Raw genomic sequence first — 13,685 nt, 5'->3', positions numbered from 1 at the left:
CAAAAATAAAACACGGTTATTGAAACCAACCGCGTTTTTTTAATCCGTTTGTTATATAGTACATATGACGCTCATAGAGAAGTTTTGTTCGTGTTTTTGAGAGATTTTCAGCAATCATCGTCATAATTAATTGATTGGCAACATTACGAATCATCTCATAGGCGACAAGGAAATCATCTTTGGATTTGATATCATACCCTTTAAATCCAAATTTCATCAATACATCGTACATATCAAAATAAATCGTCGTTGATTTGTTACGAATTCGCGATTGCAACTCCATATACGACGTTCGATAAACATTGGATAGCAGGTTTCGGTATTTTGAATCATCGAATAAATCAAGAAGGGCAAAAAAGACATCTTCTTCGGTTTGTAAGAAATCTCCGTCATGTTGTTCGAGTAACGTTTCATACTTTTCAACAGATCCATATATGATTTCTGTGACAATAAACCAAAAGAACTCATCTTTATTCTCAAAGTATTGATAGAAACTTCCTTTGGAGATACTAGCAATCCGAACAATCCGATTTACCGATGCTTCATATCGATCATGGTAACTAAATTCAAGGATACCAGCATTGAAAATTCGTTCTTTTTTATCGTCTGGTAGATTATAGTACGTATTTTTTGGCATTTGAACCACTTCCCTTTGTTAAGGCTAATTCTATTATATATGACCACTGGTCATATGTCAATATTTATATCTATTTGAATGATGTGACTATGTTTAATAGTAAAAACACAAGAACCCTATGATCGAATAAGATTCTTGTGTTTATTTTTATTGTGGTAATCGTTTAACGGATGGTGACGTGTGCATCGTATACAATCGAAATACGAGATAGATTAAAAATAGTCCCACATACAACCATATCCGTATGGTGTTTTGAATGATTAAGTGAATTGCAATTAATCCATAGACACCATAAGCTAATAGATGGAGTTTCTTCCACTGCTTGAAATTCATCTGTTTCCTAATATAGGGAAATGATGTTATTGTAAGTGGAATGAGAATAATTGCGATGATAAGACCTATATAATATTCAACTGTTGCACGAAACAATCCGATATCCTCGAGAACAAGCTCCGTATAAGCAAGAAAATGAGGTATGATATAAATCGTTCCTAATACTGCGAGTTCAGCCCGTATCATAAGCAGTCGTTTGCGCAATACTCCCTTGTCTAATACTCCGGCAAACATCACAACGGTAAAGAACACTAAAGATACGAAGCCAAAGGTGATATAGTTGGGTGATTCATTGGATAATATGATAGCAATCAAAAGGTTAGTAGGATATAGAATGAAATGATATTTATGAATTTGTTTGTACCAAAGATAAGAGCATAATACAATTATGATAACAAGGAGAATTGTCACTGTCATTAGTCATCATCCTCTTCATCATCGTCATCTTCATGTTCATCATCGTCGTGGTCATCTTCTGATACACCAGCAATGTCATCAATCTTTGGGTCAAAACTAGGATTCGTTGCACCTGCAAATGTGTCAATAACATCAGGTAAAGGTTCCGTAAAAACACTGGTTGCTAACAATAATATCAAAACCAACAACAGTAGTTTGTTTTTCATTGAATCACCAACTTCCGTCCCCATTATATCATAAAAAAAAACCAGTACAGCTGTACTGGTTTATTTTAATGCTCTTGTAATGATTTCATCAATGGTTTCCACAGGGATGATTTCCAAGTGATCCTTGACATCTTGCGGAATGTCTTCCAAATCTTTTTTGTTATCAAATGGAATCATGATGGTTTTCAATCCACTGCGATGTGCCGCAATTGATTTTTCTTTTAATCCACCAATTGGAAGGACACGACCACGTAAGGTGATTTCACCTGTCATTCCTAAGAAATGATCGACTTTTTTGTTTGTTAAAGCACTAACGATTGCGGTAGTGATGGTAACACCGGCACTTGGGCCATCTTTCGGAACCGCTCCTTCTGGTACATGGATATGAATATCGTTCTCATGGAAGATGGAAATATCAATACCAAGTTTATCCGCATTCGATTTAACGTAGGATAATGCAGCTTGAGCACTTTCTTTCATGACATCGCCTAATTTTCCTGTAAGAACAAGGTTTCCTTTACCTTTGTAATAGGTAACTTCTACAGGAAGGGTGTCTCCACCAAATTGGGTATAGGCAAGACCGGTAACAACACCGACTTGATCATCCTTTTCCGCTTTCGTGTTAGAGAACCGTGGTTTACCAAGAAAATCATTAAGGTTTTCAGCAGTTATCATAACCTTGTCTTTCTTGTCTCCAAGAATAATTTTGATTGATTTACGGATTAATGAACCAAATAAACGGTCGAGTTGACGAACTCCAGCTTCACGGGTATAGGAACGAATCATTTCCATAACTGCATCATCATTAATTTGGAATTTATCGGTGGTTAACCCATGTGTTTCGAGTTGTTTATCAATTAGGTGTTCTTTGGCAATGTTCAATTTCTCAATTTCCGTATAACTACTGAGTTCGATGATTTCCATCCGATCACGTAGTGGTGCGGGGATATTACCCAAGTAGTTTGCAGTAGCAATGAACAATACTTGAGAAAGGTCATACTGTTCTTCTAAGTAATGATCACTAAATTTGGCATTTTGTTCCGGATCAAGTACTTCAAGTAGTGCTGCACTTGGATCGCCTTTATAGTCAAATCCAAGTTTATCAATCTCGTCAAGTAAGAATACGGGGTTGACAACTTTCGCTTTTTTCATTCCTTGCATAATGCGGCCAGGTAATGCGCCTAAATAAGTACGGCGGTGTCCACGTATTTCACTTTCATCTTTAACTCCACCCAGGGATTGCTTGACGAAGTTACGACCTAGTGCTTTTGCGATGGATTGTGCCAATGAGGTTTTACCTACACCAGGAGGACCAACTAAACATAATATTGTTTGTGGGTTTTTTCCGGTTAATATCTTAACGGCGAGGTACTCGATAATCCGTTCTTTGACTTTTTCCAGTCCAAAATGAGTGGAATCGAGTGCATCTTCTGCCTTGGAGATATCGGTCTCATCAATACTGACTTCATGCCACGGTAATTCGATGATGAAATCAAGATATGTGCGGATAACTCCACTTTCTCCACTCGATGCCGGTAGGGTTTGATATCGTGATAGTTCATATAGAGCCTTCTCTTCGATATGTGGAGGCATTTTTTTTGCAATAATTTTGTCTTTAAGCTCTTCAATGTCGCTTTCGCGCTTGGCTTTGTCACCAAGTTCTTCTTGAATCGCTTTCATTTTTTCGCGTAAATAGTACTCTTTTTGATTCTCATCAATGTTTTTCTTTACGGTCATGTTGATTTGATTCTCAATTTGCGTCATGTATTTCTCTTTTTCGATATCTTCTAGTAAGTAGGTTAACCGTTGGTTGAGTGAAGCGGTTTCCACATATTTAAATTTTTGCGTTTCGGCAATTTTTAAACTGTTGGCAACAACATCACATAATTTATCGCTTGAAACACCATTTTGGATCGCTTCCAAACTGGCTTTTGGATTTTTTAATAAGGATTTTCCATTGTCTAACACTTGTTTGGCAAGCATCCGCACCAAAGCGAGTTCTTGATCAATATCATCTTGGACGGTCGGCATCGTTTTAAAACGAGTCACAAAAAATGGCTCTGTTTGTTGGAATTGTAATAATTCAGCCCGAACAATCGGATCAAATTTTACTTTGTAATTGCCATTTGGCAGTTTGATTTTTATACCAATCCGTGCGATAACACCATGATTAAGGACGTTGCTTTTGGTTGGTGTGTCATGCATGGGATTTTCTTGAATTAATAACAATAAATGTGAATCATAGTTCTTTTCGGCTTCTAGTAATGCCTTTTTACTGACATTACGTCCTACTTCGATACGAAGATCGGTATGTGGAAAAGGCGCAATTCCACGAATCGCGATGCTCGGTAAGATTCCTTCAGTAAGTACATTTGCTTGATACATAATTTCACCTTCTTTGTATGATCTTCTACATGTATATTATACCTATAATTGTAATGTTTTACAATATATAAGCATCGGTAGATAACGCATTCATTATAGCGGATTGTTACGGTAAAGCCAAATAATATGAAAAGAAAAAGTGAAGGCGTTTGCCTTCACTTGATTAGATAAGGTTATTATCTACTAATACTTTTTCCAATGCTGCCATAATGTCAGCATCATTTTCTCCCTCAACATCAATTGCAATTACAGAGTTTTGTGGTACACCTAAGCTCATAACGGCCATGATACTTTTCAGGGTTAGGCGTTTTCCGTTAAACTCAATAAAGATATCATTGGGATAGGTTGCTGCTTTCTGGACGAGTAGACTAGCTGGTCGTGCATGCAGTCCAGCTTCATCAACAATTGTAAATCGTTTGATCATTTGGATTCTCCTTTAATTGTTTTTTCGACAAATTCTTGAACACTTTCATGAGAATCCAGTGTTAAACAAGTTTCTGCCATTGCTTTCATTTCGGAATAGGTTAACTCACTAAAGATATATCGGGTTTGCAGAATGCTTGTAGCACTCATGCTAAATTCGTCTAATCCAAGTCCTAGTAAAATCGGTGCGGCTAGTTTATCCCCAGCCATTTCACCACACATACCGGTCCAAATTCCCGCTTCATGAGAGGCATCGATTACCATTTTGATGAGACGCAATAACGAGGGGTTATATGGTTGATATAGATACGATACTTTTTGATTCATCCGATCGGCTGCAAAGGAGTATTGAATCAAATCATTAGTTCCGATACTAAAGAAATCGACTTCCTTTGCGAATTGATCCGCAAGAATGGCAACCGCAGGGATTTCCACCATAATACCGACTTTGACATCATCTTTACAAGCAATGCCTTCAGCATGAAGTTCTGCTTTGCATGTTTCCAAGACAGCTTTGGCTTGTCGCACTTCATTCAACGTTGCAACCATCGGAAACATAATGTGCAAATCGCCATGGATACTAGCTCGTAACAAAGCGCGTAATTGTGTTTTGAATATATCGGTACGCTCAAGACAAAGCCGTAAAGCACGATGACCGAGGAATGGATTTAATTCTGCATCCATCGGCAAGTAATCCAGGTGCTTATCACCACCGATATCCAGTGTACGTATGATTACTTTCTTATTGGGTAACGCCTCTAAGACGGCTTTGTATGCCTTGTATTGTTCCATCTCAGTGGGGAAATTATCGTTGTTCATATACAAGAATTCAGTACGGTACAGGCCAACCCCTTCTGCTCCATATTTCTTAACGGCATCGAGATCATCAGGACTACCGATGTTCGCGGCAATTTCAACGTGTTTCCCATCTTTTGAAACACTTGGTTTATTCACAAATTTTGACCAAATTGCAACTTGTTTCTCATAGTGCTCTTGCTTGGCACGATATTCTTCGATTTCAACATCCGTCGGACGAATAATAACCGTACCCGTCAATCCATCCAATATAACAAGGTCTCCATCGTTCACTTCATCGGTGATATGTTTGGTTCCTACGATTGCAGGAATCTCTAAGCTGCGAGCCATAATTGCACTATGGCTCGTTCGGCCACCGATGTTGGTGATGAACCCTTTGACGTACGTTTTGTTTAATTGTGCGGTATCACTTGGTGTTAAATCATGAGCGACAACAATTACTTTCTCATTAATTAACGATGGATCATTGAGCGGAACATCCAATAAGTGAGCAATCACACGACGACGGACGTCTTTGACATCCAAAGCTCGTTCTTGGAAATATTCGTTATCCATACCTTCAAACATCGCAATGAACATCTGACAAACATGGTCGTATGCATATTCAGCGTTAACGTGCTCTTCTTCTATTTTTTCTTGAACTTGACGCATAATTTCTGGATCTTGAGCAATTTGAATATGTGCATCAAAGATCATCGCATGTTCTTCATCCATACTTATTGCGGTTTGTTCACGGATTGTCTGCAGTTCTTTTGATGTCGTCTTTATGGCGTTTTCAAGGCGTGCAACTTCATTCTTGACATCAGTTATTGATTGTTGTTCAATGGTTAAATCAACTTCAATCAGCTTGTATACCGGATAAATAGCAATTCCTGCACTAGCGCCGATACCACTGTATTTCATAGAAATTCCCCCCGTATTTTTTTATCTTCTGCTAAAACTTTTTTCAATGTTTCATCATCGGATACCAAGGTATTGACGTATCCACCCTTTAAGATCGCGTGAATTCCCGCCCATTTTGTTGGACCACCAGCAATTAGCATAATCTGATTGTTACGGATACTGTCGGTCTTAATCCCGATAATATTATCATTAATTGGATGATTGATAAATTGTCCATTTTGATCAAAGAAATGGGCACATAGATATCCTTGAGCACCTAAGTCTAGTAGTTCTTTCCGACTTTTTGGATCGACATGGGCGTCCCATATCCGTTGTGGTAAACTACTATTTACAACCCCAATACTCGTTACAATGAAGTCACAATCATCGATCATCGTAATCGTATTTTTAATAATGGGGTTTTCCATTAATATTTTTCGAGTTTGTACATCATTGATATAGAGTGGTGATGGTAATGAGTAATACGTACCATTGACCTTTTGGCTAAATTCATACCCAATACTTAGGTATTCTTGGGATTCATCCCCATATTCAACGGCACCAAATAACTCCACAATTTTAATGTCTTTCATGTTTTTCGGCTTAAAGGCATCGACCATAGCTTTTACCGTACGTCCCCAACTCATCCCAATTTTGACCCCATCTTTGATGTAATATTTCAGCTCATTTGCAGCAGCTTTCCCAATTTGTCGGATTGTTTCCTCTTCGCTGGAAAGAGTTTTTACAACGATGACGTTACTTACTCCAAAACGATGTTGGATTTGCTTTGCAACACGATTAATATCATCACTATCGTAATTAATCTTAATATCAACGATGTTTAAATCCCGTGCTTTCTTTAGCAAACGCGATACTTTTGGTCGCGACATAAACATCTCTTTAGAGATTTCGGTTTGGGTTTTACCTTCGAGGTAATACATGACTGATATTTCTACCAGTAAATCACGATCCTTTGTATCCATTGTTATTCATCACCTTTTTGTTGGCCATAATAAGCGTTTTTTCCATGTTTTCTAAAATAGTGTTTATCCAGTAAGTATTGTGGAACGGGTTCTGCTTTTGGATTAATTGCCACCGTACGATAGGCCATTTTGGCAACCTCTTCTAATACTTTCGCATTATGGACAGCATTCTCTGGACTGTGTCCCCAGGTGAATGGTCCATGATGACCAACAAGAATCCCGGGAACTTCTAGTGGTTGGATCGCTTGTTGTCTCAGTGTTTCAATAATAACTCGTCCGGTATTGATCTCATAATTAGAAGTTACTTCATCTTGCGTTAACTCGCGTGTACATGGAATTGGCCCATAGAAATAGTCTGCATGGGTTGTACCGTAGGGAGTAATCCCAGTTTGTGCTTGTGCAAAACTGGTTGCCCACATACTATGCGTATGGGCGATGCCACGCAAAGACGGATATTCTTTGTATAGTTCAAGGTGTGTCGGCGTGTCACTGGATGGGCGCATCGACCCTTCGATGATTTGTCCATCTAGATCGACAACAACCATATCTTCAACTTTCATTGTATCATAATCAACACCACTTGGTTTAATTATCACATATTTGGAATCGGGATCATACCCAGAGACATTTCCCCATGTGTAAATAACCAATCCTTGTTGAACTAGTTCCAAATTGGCTTTAAATACAATTTCCTTTAACGTTTCTAGCATCGAATCACATCCTACTTTGAAGCCACAACCGGGCTTCTTTGATTTCCATGATACTGTCTTCTTTGGTATACGATTTATCATTATCAGCCCACATCTCAACTAAAAATGGTTTATCATATTGCAAATCACGTAAGGTATTGAACAGTTTCCAAAACTCAACCGTGCCTTCCCCAAAAGGTACGCATTTAAATACCCCGGGTTTCGTATCTTTCAAATGAATAGCCTCGATGTATTGGGAACCGAGTCGCAACTCACTTGAAGGATCATCCGACCATTGACTTAAGTTCCCTAAATCTGGATAAATCCTCAGATTAGGTGAGTTGATTAATCGCACATATGATAGTGCTCTAGAAATAGTCCCAATCAAATAAGTATCCATTATTTCAATTGTTAACATAATGTTGTATCGCTCTGCAAGATGTGCAGAATACTGTAGTCCTTGAACAAATCGGTTCAGTGATTCTTTTGTACTATCTTCATAATATACATCATATCCAGCCAGCTGAATATTGGTAATTCCTAGATCTTTGGCCAGAATAATCGCCTGCTCCATGATGTCTTTGGCAAGTTGTCGAATTTGTGGATCTTTTGAACCAAATGGAAAGCGACGATGACCTGAAAGACACATTGAAATCATCTTCATGTCGTACTTTTTGAGTACATTCCGTAATTCTTGTCGTTGCTCTTTACTCCATTGTAATCTCTTTAGACGAGCATCACTTTCATCAATACTGAGTTCAATGAAATCGTATCCCGCTGCTTTGGCAATTTGAATTCGTTCTTCCCAGTTAAATTGAGTTGGGATTGCTTTTTCATAGATCCCAATCCAATTATCTGTTAATCGCATAATATCAACCCCAAATACGTTTTATTTCATCTTTAAAAGCTTGGGCAGCTTGTGCTGGATCGTCCGCATTACGGATGCTTCTGCCACCGATGACTCCGTGAATTGGAAATTCTTTAAAGAGATGCAAATCCGATGCTTTCAGTCCACCGGTAATGGTAACTTTAAAGCCCATATCACATAATTTTCCGATTTTTTCAAAATCGGTTGGTCCCCATGTTTTGCCAGCTAATTCTGCATCACGACTTCGATGATAGACAACTTGGGTAATGCCATTGTCATACCACTGTTGTGCTTCTTGATAGGTCCAGTCCCCATACAGTTCAACTTGTACATCTTTGTATTCCCCATATTGAGAACCTACGTTTTTCATCGCGATCATGGTGTTGATATCGGCACTACAAATTGCTGTCATAATATCAGCACCTGCTCCAAAACATAGTTCTGCAAGGGTTTTACCCGCGTCGGCACCTTTGATGTCATCGAGGACAATCTTATCGGGATATAGTTCACGCATCGTTTTTGTTGCTTGAATCCCTTCTGCTACATGTAAAATCGTTCCTACTTCTACGATATCAATAATGTGGCCATAAAGTTTTACACTATTGATTGCATCCTCTAATGTCGTATTATCCAATGCGACTTGTAATAATGGTAACGCCATATTCTCTTCCTCCTTGGTTAATGACAAAGCGACGTAAAACAAGGTGTTTTCGTCGCTTTGGTTTGTGTGCATTATAAATCCAATGCTGCAGTTACTTTTTCTTTGATTTCTTTGGCACTTAGTAGATTAATTAACCCAACGACTTTGCAACTATCCGGTACATTTGAAAACTCTTTTGTAAGTTGTTGAGGTACGAGTACCAAATCATACATTTTTGCACTACCTTTTGCTTGTCCAACACTGGCGTGATCGACTTTGAATTGCAAGTTCATTTCCCGTAGTACTTGTTCGATACGCATTTTAATGATTTGGCTACTACCCATACCATTACCACACGCTGCTAATACTTTTAACATACACTTTCTCTCCTTTATAATAGTGATTTAAAAGGCAAATCATCGTCGTTCATAAAAGCATCTTTGAATCCGCGTGGATGATGATATTGAATTCGTAATCGGTCTTGTGGGTAGACGAATTTACCTCCTACTTCCCAAATAAATGGTGTGAATTCATATTGTAAACGATGTTTCCGCATATTCCATAATACAAGTATTTCATTGGGATCCGCCATAAAGTTGGTCCAAATATCATGGTGAATCGGAATCACAACATCAGTTTTTAAACTTTCGGCCATCCGCAAGATGCCCATAGCCGTCATTTTGTCGGTCATCCCGCGTGGGTTTTCACCAAAACTACCTAATGCAACGTCTATTTTATGTTCATTTCCATGTTTTGCATAATAGTTTGAATAATGGGAATCCCCACTATGATACACATTTCCACCAGGGGTTTTAAACAAATAGTTTACTGCCAGTACATCCATGTCTTGAACTATTTTTCCTTTTAAGGTAACACCTTTTGGTGCGGTTACCAATTCGGTCCGATCAAAGGATTCTAAAACGACGATTTCAACGTCTTTTACTTTGACAACATCACCCGGTTTCACGGTTTGGAGACGGTCTTCAGGCACACCCCATTCACGCCATAAATCCGTACATGCTTTTGGACCGATAAATGGTACTCCAGGGCAGTTTTGAACAACAGCTGCGGCAACATTTTCATCAATGTGATCACCGTGATCATGTGTTGACATCACGGCATCCAACTCTTTAATCGCAAATGGATCAATCACAACTGGTACGGCCCGTAAGTTCGGTTGTAATATTTTTGCACCAACAGCTCTTGTATGTTGATGCCAATCTTTCATAAATGGTACCGTTTGGGTACGTTTCCCACTTTTTACCCATAGATCTAAGAGAATGTTAGTATTCCCTTCGGTTTTCAACCACATTCCCGTACATCCAAGCCACCACAAGGCAACACTACCTTTTGGGACTTGTTCGTTCTCAATTTCTTCATTGAGCCAGGTTCCCCATTCCGGGAACGTACTTAATATCCACGACTCGCGTGTTATGGTATCTATTTTAGCCATCATTTCCTCCTATTTAAACACTGCAAGCAAGTCTTCTGCAGTGGTCGCATTCAATATTGTTTCAACCTTATCATCATCCCCTAAAATCGTTACGAGTGCCTGAATCATTTTTAAATGCGTATCCGAACTGACACAACTTAAGGTCACAAATAAGCGTGCCTCATGTTCTTTTTGATTAGAAAATTGAACTGGTTTTTGGGTCACCATCACGCTGAATCCAACCTTGTTACTCCCCGCTTCTGGACGGGCATGTGGCATTGCAATGTTTGGTGCAATGACGATATATGGTCCATACGTATGAACCGATTCAATCATCGCATCCACATATGATGGTTCAATGTATCCTTGTTCGAGTAATCCTTTGCTAGAAACAGTAATCGCTTCTTCCCAGGAATCAAATCCATTCGCAAAGGTAATCAATTCTTTGGTTAAGACAAATCCATCAATCATAGTCGTCACTCCTTCTTAATTGTATTGTATTATAATCATGCACATTTGTTAATTATTAATTTATTATTGAACATTTGTTCACTATAAATTGGCAAACACCCATTGAGCGAACCCATCTTCATTATTGGTTGATGTGACATAATCAGCTACATCTTTCGCATGTGCGGTTGCATTCCCCATCGCAATGCTTGTTCCAGCGATTTGTAGCATGCTAATATCGTTTTCTTGGTCTCCGAAAACAACAACATCTTCCAAAGCTATATGGTAATGCTCCGCAAGTTTTTTTAACGCTTCTCCTTTGGTAACTCCAATTGGATTAATATCAAGGAATCCGCTTTGGGATGTTGCAATGGTAAATTGATCATATTGTTCCAATAGCGTTTTTGTTTTTTTGTAAACATCTTGATTGTGCTCAATTAGCAATATTTTTTGTACATGATAATCGTTAACAATGGTATCGATATCACGAATGTCTTCAAAAATACTTCGCCCATTTTCTGGTAGTTTCTGATTTCGTTCTAAAAAGAAATCTACACGAAAATTAGGCTTGCTAATGATTTTATCTTTTGTATAACACATCCAGATAATGTTCTCTTGTTCACAGTACTCAACAATTCGACGAACGTCTTCTTTCGCAAGAGACTGCTCATACAGTCGTTTTTCTTGAAACGGATGTCCAACAACGCTCCCATTGTACATAATCAGTGGTTCATTTAAACTCAGTAGTTCGATATACTCTTTCACAAGTTGATCGGGTCGACCTGTTGCAACGGTGAAATGGATACCTTTATTCCGTAAATATTCAATTGCTTGTTTATTTTTATCCGATACAGATAAGTCACTTCGAAGAAGTGTTCCATCCATATCCGCTACGACCATTTTCGTCATGATATATCACCTCAATATCCATTATATAGCAAATCCCAAGACATTGTCATCTTGGGATTTACTAAATTCACTGAAAGAAAGTGTTTATAACTCTTCACGCATTGTTGTGAAATACGTATCTTTGTGTCGACGATATTGTAGTTGTGGGATGACTAACATTAATGGGATTAACAAGATTGGAACGATAATTCCAGCAACGCTTGTTAATAATGTCGTACCAGACCATAAGGTAGCCCAGTCAAACATACCCATCCAACCAACGATTAGTGGTGAATCAACAAGTACCGTTAATACAGCTGCAGATCCAAGAACTTGGATGATTCCCGAGAAGAATGGAATGATTGCAGCGGCACGACGCCCACCAGCTTTAGCAGCAAAGATGGCTAATGTACCATTATCAAAGAATAGTGCGATAAATCCAGCGATGATTAAGATTGGACTGTTCAATAAGATTAATAATCCGATCGCTAACATTTGTCCAAAGAAACCAAAGATGAATCCAAACATAACAGCATTTGGTGCGAAACCAAAGGTTACAGCACAGTCTACTGCAGGTACAGAACCTGGTAACAATTTGTTACTGATTCCTTGGAATGATTCGGTTAATTCGCTAACGAACATCCGAACACCCATTTGGATAATCGCAATGTATACAGCGAAGTATGCGGTTTTTTCAAATACGTACGTTACAAAGAAATATTTTGTATCATCATAGGCAAAGTTCGATGGACCGACAATGAACATGATCGTACCGACGAAGATTGTCATGATTAGTACATTGGCAACAATGTTATCATTTAAGATGGATAACCAACCTGGGAATTCCATGTGGTCGACACCTTTTTCTTTGTCCCCAATTTTACCAGCGATTTTATACGCAATCCAAGAACCAAACATTTGTTGGTGTCCGATGGTAAATCCTGCCCCATCGGTTACTTCATTGGTTGCTTCAATAATCAAGTTCGAAGCGACAGCCCAATACGTACCGATCAATAATCCAGATACGATTACTACTGGCCATGTTACAGCTACCCCCATAGCTCCTTCTAATACCCAGTACAATGCCCATAGTAATACGGCTGATTGTTGGTACATAATGTGTCCAGTGATGAATAATGTTCTGATTTTCGTGTATTTACGGAATCCTACGTAAAAGATGTTCAAGATAAACGCGATAATCATAACATACCCAACATATTGGAGCGAACTAACAGTATCGAGCATTTCCGTTGCAGATGTTTGTCCATAATACGGATCAATAACAAGCGCAGTAATACCAAATTTTGCTGTTAATGCTTCAATGATTGGACGGAATGTTCCAACTAGACCTCCGGTCCCTACTTGTAAGATTTTAAAACCAACATAGGTTTTAATAAATCCACCAAGTGATGTGTACCATTTTTTTCCGAGTAACATGTACCCAATAAATACAACGGTACCTAATAACAGTGGTGCTTGTCCTAGGAACTTGTTAATAAATCCTAAGAAAAAATCTAGAAACCAATCCATTTAAAAATTTCCTCCATATAGTTTATTTGCGTTTTGGAAACGCTTTACTTATGTCCTATTATGCGATAGGTGTAAAATTTTGTAAATATTAATTGGCTAAATGAAC

General features: G+C 38.5%; 15 protein-coding genes. All 15 read right to left on the bottom strand.

Going from position 1 to position 13,685, the window contains the following annotated elements; genetic code table 11:
* Window positions 1-16: 16 nt before the first annotated feature.
* A complete protein-coding gene (locus G4Z02_RS08450) occupies window positions 17-637 on the bottom strand; it encodes a TetR/AcrR family transcriptional regulator (RefSeq protein ID WP_258877579.1) in 621 nt (206 codons plus the stop codon).
* A 147-nt stretch (window positions 638-784) separates the two neighbouring features.
* A complete protein-coding gene (locus G4Z02_RS08445) occupies window positions 785-1,387 on the bottom strand; it encodes a ferric reductase-like transmembrane domain-containing protein (RefSeq protein ID WP_258877578.1) in 603 nt (200 codons plus the stop codon).
* On the bottom strand, window positions 1,387-1,593 hold the full coding sequence (locus G4Z02_RS08440; protein WP_258877577.1) for a hypothetical protein: 207 nt from the start codon (window positions 1,591-1,593) through the stop codon (window positions 1,387-1,389). The genes G4Z02_RS08445 and G4Z02_RS08440 overlap by 1 nt, the downstream gene beginning before the upstream one ends.
* 60 nt (window positions 1,594-1,653) lie before the next feature.
* Window positions 1,654-3,978: an endopeptidase La gene (gene lon / locus G4Z02_RS08435; protein WP_258877576.1), complete on the bottom strand. Its 2,325-nt coding sequence runs from the start codon at window positions 3,976-3,978 to the stop codon at window positions 1,654-1,656.
* A gap of 163 nt (window positions 3,979-4,141) precedes the next feature.
* Window positions 4,142-4,402: an HPr family phosphocarrier protein gene (locus G4Z02_RS08430; protein WP_258877575.1), complete on the bottom strand. Its 261-nt coding sequence runs from the start codon at window positions 4,400-4,402 to the stop codon at window positions 4,142-4,144.
* The gene (ptsP, locus tag G4Z02_RS08425; protein ID WP_258878715.1) at window positions 4,399-6,126 is read right to left on the bottom strand and encodes a phosphoenolpyruvate--protein phosphotransferase; all 1,728 of its coding nucleotides are present in this window, start codon (window positions 6,124-6,126) and stop codon (window positions 4,399-4,401) included. The genes G4Z02_RS08430 and ptsP overlap by 4 nt, the downstream gene beginning before the upstream one ends.
* On the bottom strand, window positions 6,117-7,082 hold the full coding sequence (locus tag G4Z02_RS08420; RefSeq protein ID WP_258877574.1) for a sugar-binding transcriptional regulator: 966 nt from the start codon (window positions 7,080-7,082) through the stop codon (window positions 6,117-6,119). The genes ptsP and G4Z02_RS08420 overlap by 10 nt, the downstream gene beginning before the upstream one ends.
* Window positions 7,083-7,084: 2 nt before the next feature.
* The gene (locus G4Z02_RS08415; RefSeq protein WP_258877573.1) at window positions 7,085-7,792 is read right to left on the bottom strand and encodes an L-ribulose-5-phosphate 4-epimerase; all 708 of its coding nucleotides are present in this window, start codon (window positions 7,790-7,792) and stop codon (window positions 7,085-7,087) included.
* A gap of 4 nt (window positions 7,793-7,796) precedes the next feature.
* Window positions 7,797-8,639, bottom strand: a complete 843-nt coding sequence (locus G4Z02_RS08410; RefSeq protein ID WP_258877572.1) for an L-ribulose-5-phosphate 3-epimerase — start codon at window positions 8,637-8,639, stop codon at window positions 7,797-7,799.
* Window positions 8,640-8,643: 4 nt separating this feature from the next.
* On the bottom strand, window positions 8,644-9,300 hold the full coding sequence (locus G4Z02_RS08405; protein ID WP_258877571.1) for a 3-keto-L-gulonate-6-phosphate decarboxylase UlaD: 657 nt from the start codon (window positions 9,298-9,300) through the stop codon (window positions 8,644-8,646).
* Window positions 9,301-9,371: 71 nt separating this feature from the next.
* Window positions 9,372-9,656: a PTS sugar transporter subunit IIB gene (locus G4Z02_RS08400; RefSeq protein WP_258877570.1), complete on the bottom strand. Its 285-nt coding sequence runs from the start codon at window positions 9,654-9,656 to the stop codon at window positions 9,372-9,374.
* A gap of 14 nt (window positions 9,657-9,670) precedes the next feature.
* Complete coding sequence (ulaG, locus tag G4Z02_RS08395) at window positions 9,671-10,732, bottom strand: L-ascorbate 6-phosphate lactonase (RefSeq protein ID WP_258877569.1); 1,062 nt, start codon at window positions 10,730-10,732, stop codon at window positions 9,671-9,673.
* A gap of 9 nt (window positions 10,733-10,741) precedes the next feature.
* The gene (locus G4Z02_RS08390) at window positions 10,742-11,182 is read right to left on the bottom strand and encodes a PTS sugar transporter subunit IIA (protein WP_258877568.1); all 441 of its coding nucleotides are present in this window, start codon (window positions 11,180-11,182) and stop codon (window positions 10,742-10,744) included.
* Between the two features lie 81 nt (window positions 11,183-11,263).
* Window positions 11,264-12,070, bottom strand: a complete 807-nt coding sequence (locus G4Z02_RS08385; RefSeq protein WP_258877567.1) for a Cof-type HAD-IIB family hydrolase — start codon at window positions 12,068-12,070, stop codon at window positions 11,264-11,266.
* 84 nt (window positions 12,071-12,154) lie between these two features.
* Window positions 12,155-13,579, bottom strand: a complete 1,425-nt coding sequence (locus tag G4Z02_RS08380; RefSeq protein WP_258877566.1) for a PTS sugar transporter subunit IIC — start codon at window positions 13,577-13,579, stop codon at window positions 12,155-12,157.
* Window positions 13,580-13,685: the final 106 nt, after the last annotated feature.

This window comes from Candidatus Xianfuyuplasma coldseepsis (assembly GCF_014023125.1).
In the GTDB taxonomy this organism is placed as follows: Bacteria; Bacillota_I; Bacilli_A; order Izemoplasmatales; family Izemoplasmataceae; genus Xianfuyuplasma; species Xianfuyuplasma coldseepsis.
The sequence above is the reverse complement of the archived record's forward strand: the minus strand, read 5'-3'. Positions and strand labels throughout refer to the sequence as shown.

What these genes read in the sequence shown, in the direction of transcription:
- G4Z02_RS08400 (WP_258877570.1), bottom strand. Translation starts at nt 9,656, where the DNA reads ATGTTAAAAGTATTAGCAGCGTGTGGTAATGGTATGGGTAGTAGCCAA.
- G4Z02_RS08415 (WP_258877573.1), bottom strand. Translation starts at nt 7,792, where the DNA reads ATGCTAGAAACGTTAAAGGAAATTGTATTTAAAGCCAATTTGGAACTA.
- G4Z02_RS08380 (WP_258877566.1), bottom strand. Translation starts at nt 13,579, where the DNA reads ATGGATTGGTTTCTAGATTTTTTCTTAGGATTTATTAACAAGTTCCTA.
- G4Z02_RS08440 (WP_258877577.1), bottom strand. Translation starts at nt 1,593, where the DNA reads ATGAAAAACAAACTACTGTTGTTGGTTTTGATATTATTGTTAGCAACC.
- G4Z02_RS08390 (WP_258877568.1), bottom strand. Translation starts at nt 11,182, where the DNA reads ATGATTGATGGATTTGTCTTAACCAAAGAATTGATTACCTTTGCGAAT.
- G4Z02_RS08420 (WP_258877574.1), bottom strand. Translation starts at nt 7,082, where the DNA reads ATGGATACAAAGGATCGTGATTTACTGGTAGAAATATCAGTCATGTAT.
- lon (WP_258877576.1), bottom strand. Translation starts at nt 3,978, where the DNA reads ATGTATCAAGCAAATGTACTTACTGAAGGAATCTTACCGAGCATCGCG.
- G4Z02_RS08405 (WP_258877571.1), bottom strand. Translation starts at nt 9,300, where the DNA reads ATGGCGTTACCATTATTACAAGTCGCATTGGATAATACGACATTAGAG.
- G4Z02_RS08430 (WP_258877575.1), bottom strand. Translation starts at nt 4,402, where the DNA reads ATGATCAAACGATTTACAATTGTTGATGAAGCTGGACTGCATGCACGA.
- G4Z02_RS08410 (WP_258877572.1), bottom strand. Translation starts at nt 8,639, where the DNA reads ATGCGATTAACAGATAATTGGATTGGGATCTATGAAAAAGCAATCCCA.
- G4Z02_RS08450 (WP_258877579.1), bottom strand. Translation starts at nt 637, where the DNA reads ATGCCAAAAAATACGTACTATAATCTACCAGACGATAAAAAAGAACGA.
- G4Z02_RS08385 (WP_258877567.1), bottom strand. Translation starts at nt 12,070, where the DNA reads ATGACGAAAATGGTCGTAGCGGATATGGATGGAACACTTCTTCGAAGT.
- G4Z02_RS08445 (WP_258877578.1), bottom strand. Translation starts at nt 1,387, where the DNA reads ATGACAGTGACAATTCTCCTTGTTATCATAATTGTATTATGCTCTTAT.
- ulaG (WP_258877569.1), bottom strand. Translation starts at nt 10,732, where the DNA reads ATGGCTAAAATAGATACCATAACACGCGAGTCGTGGATATTAAGTACG.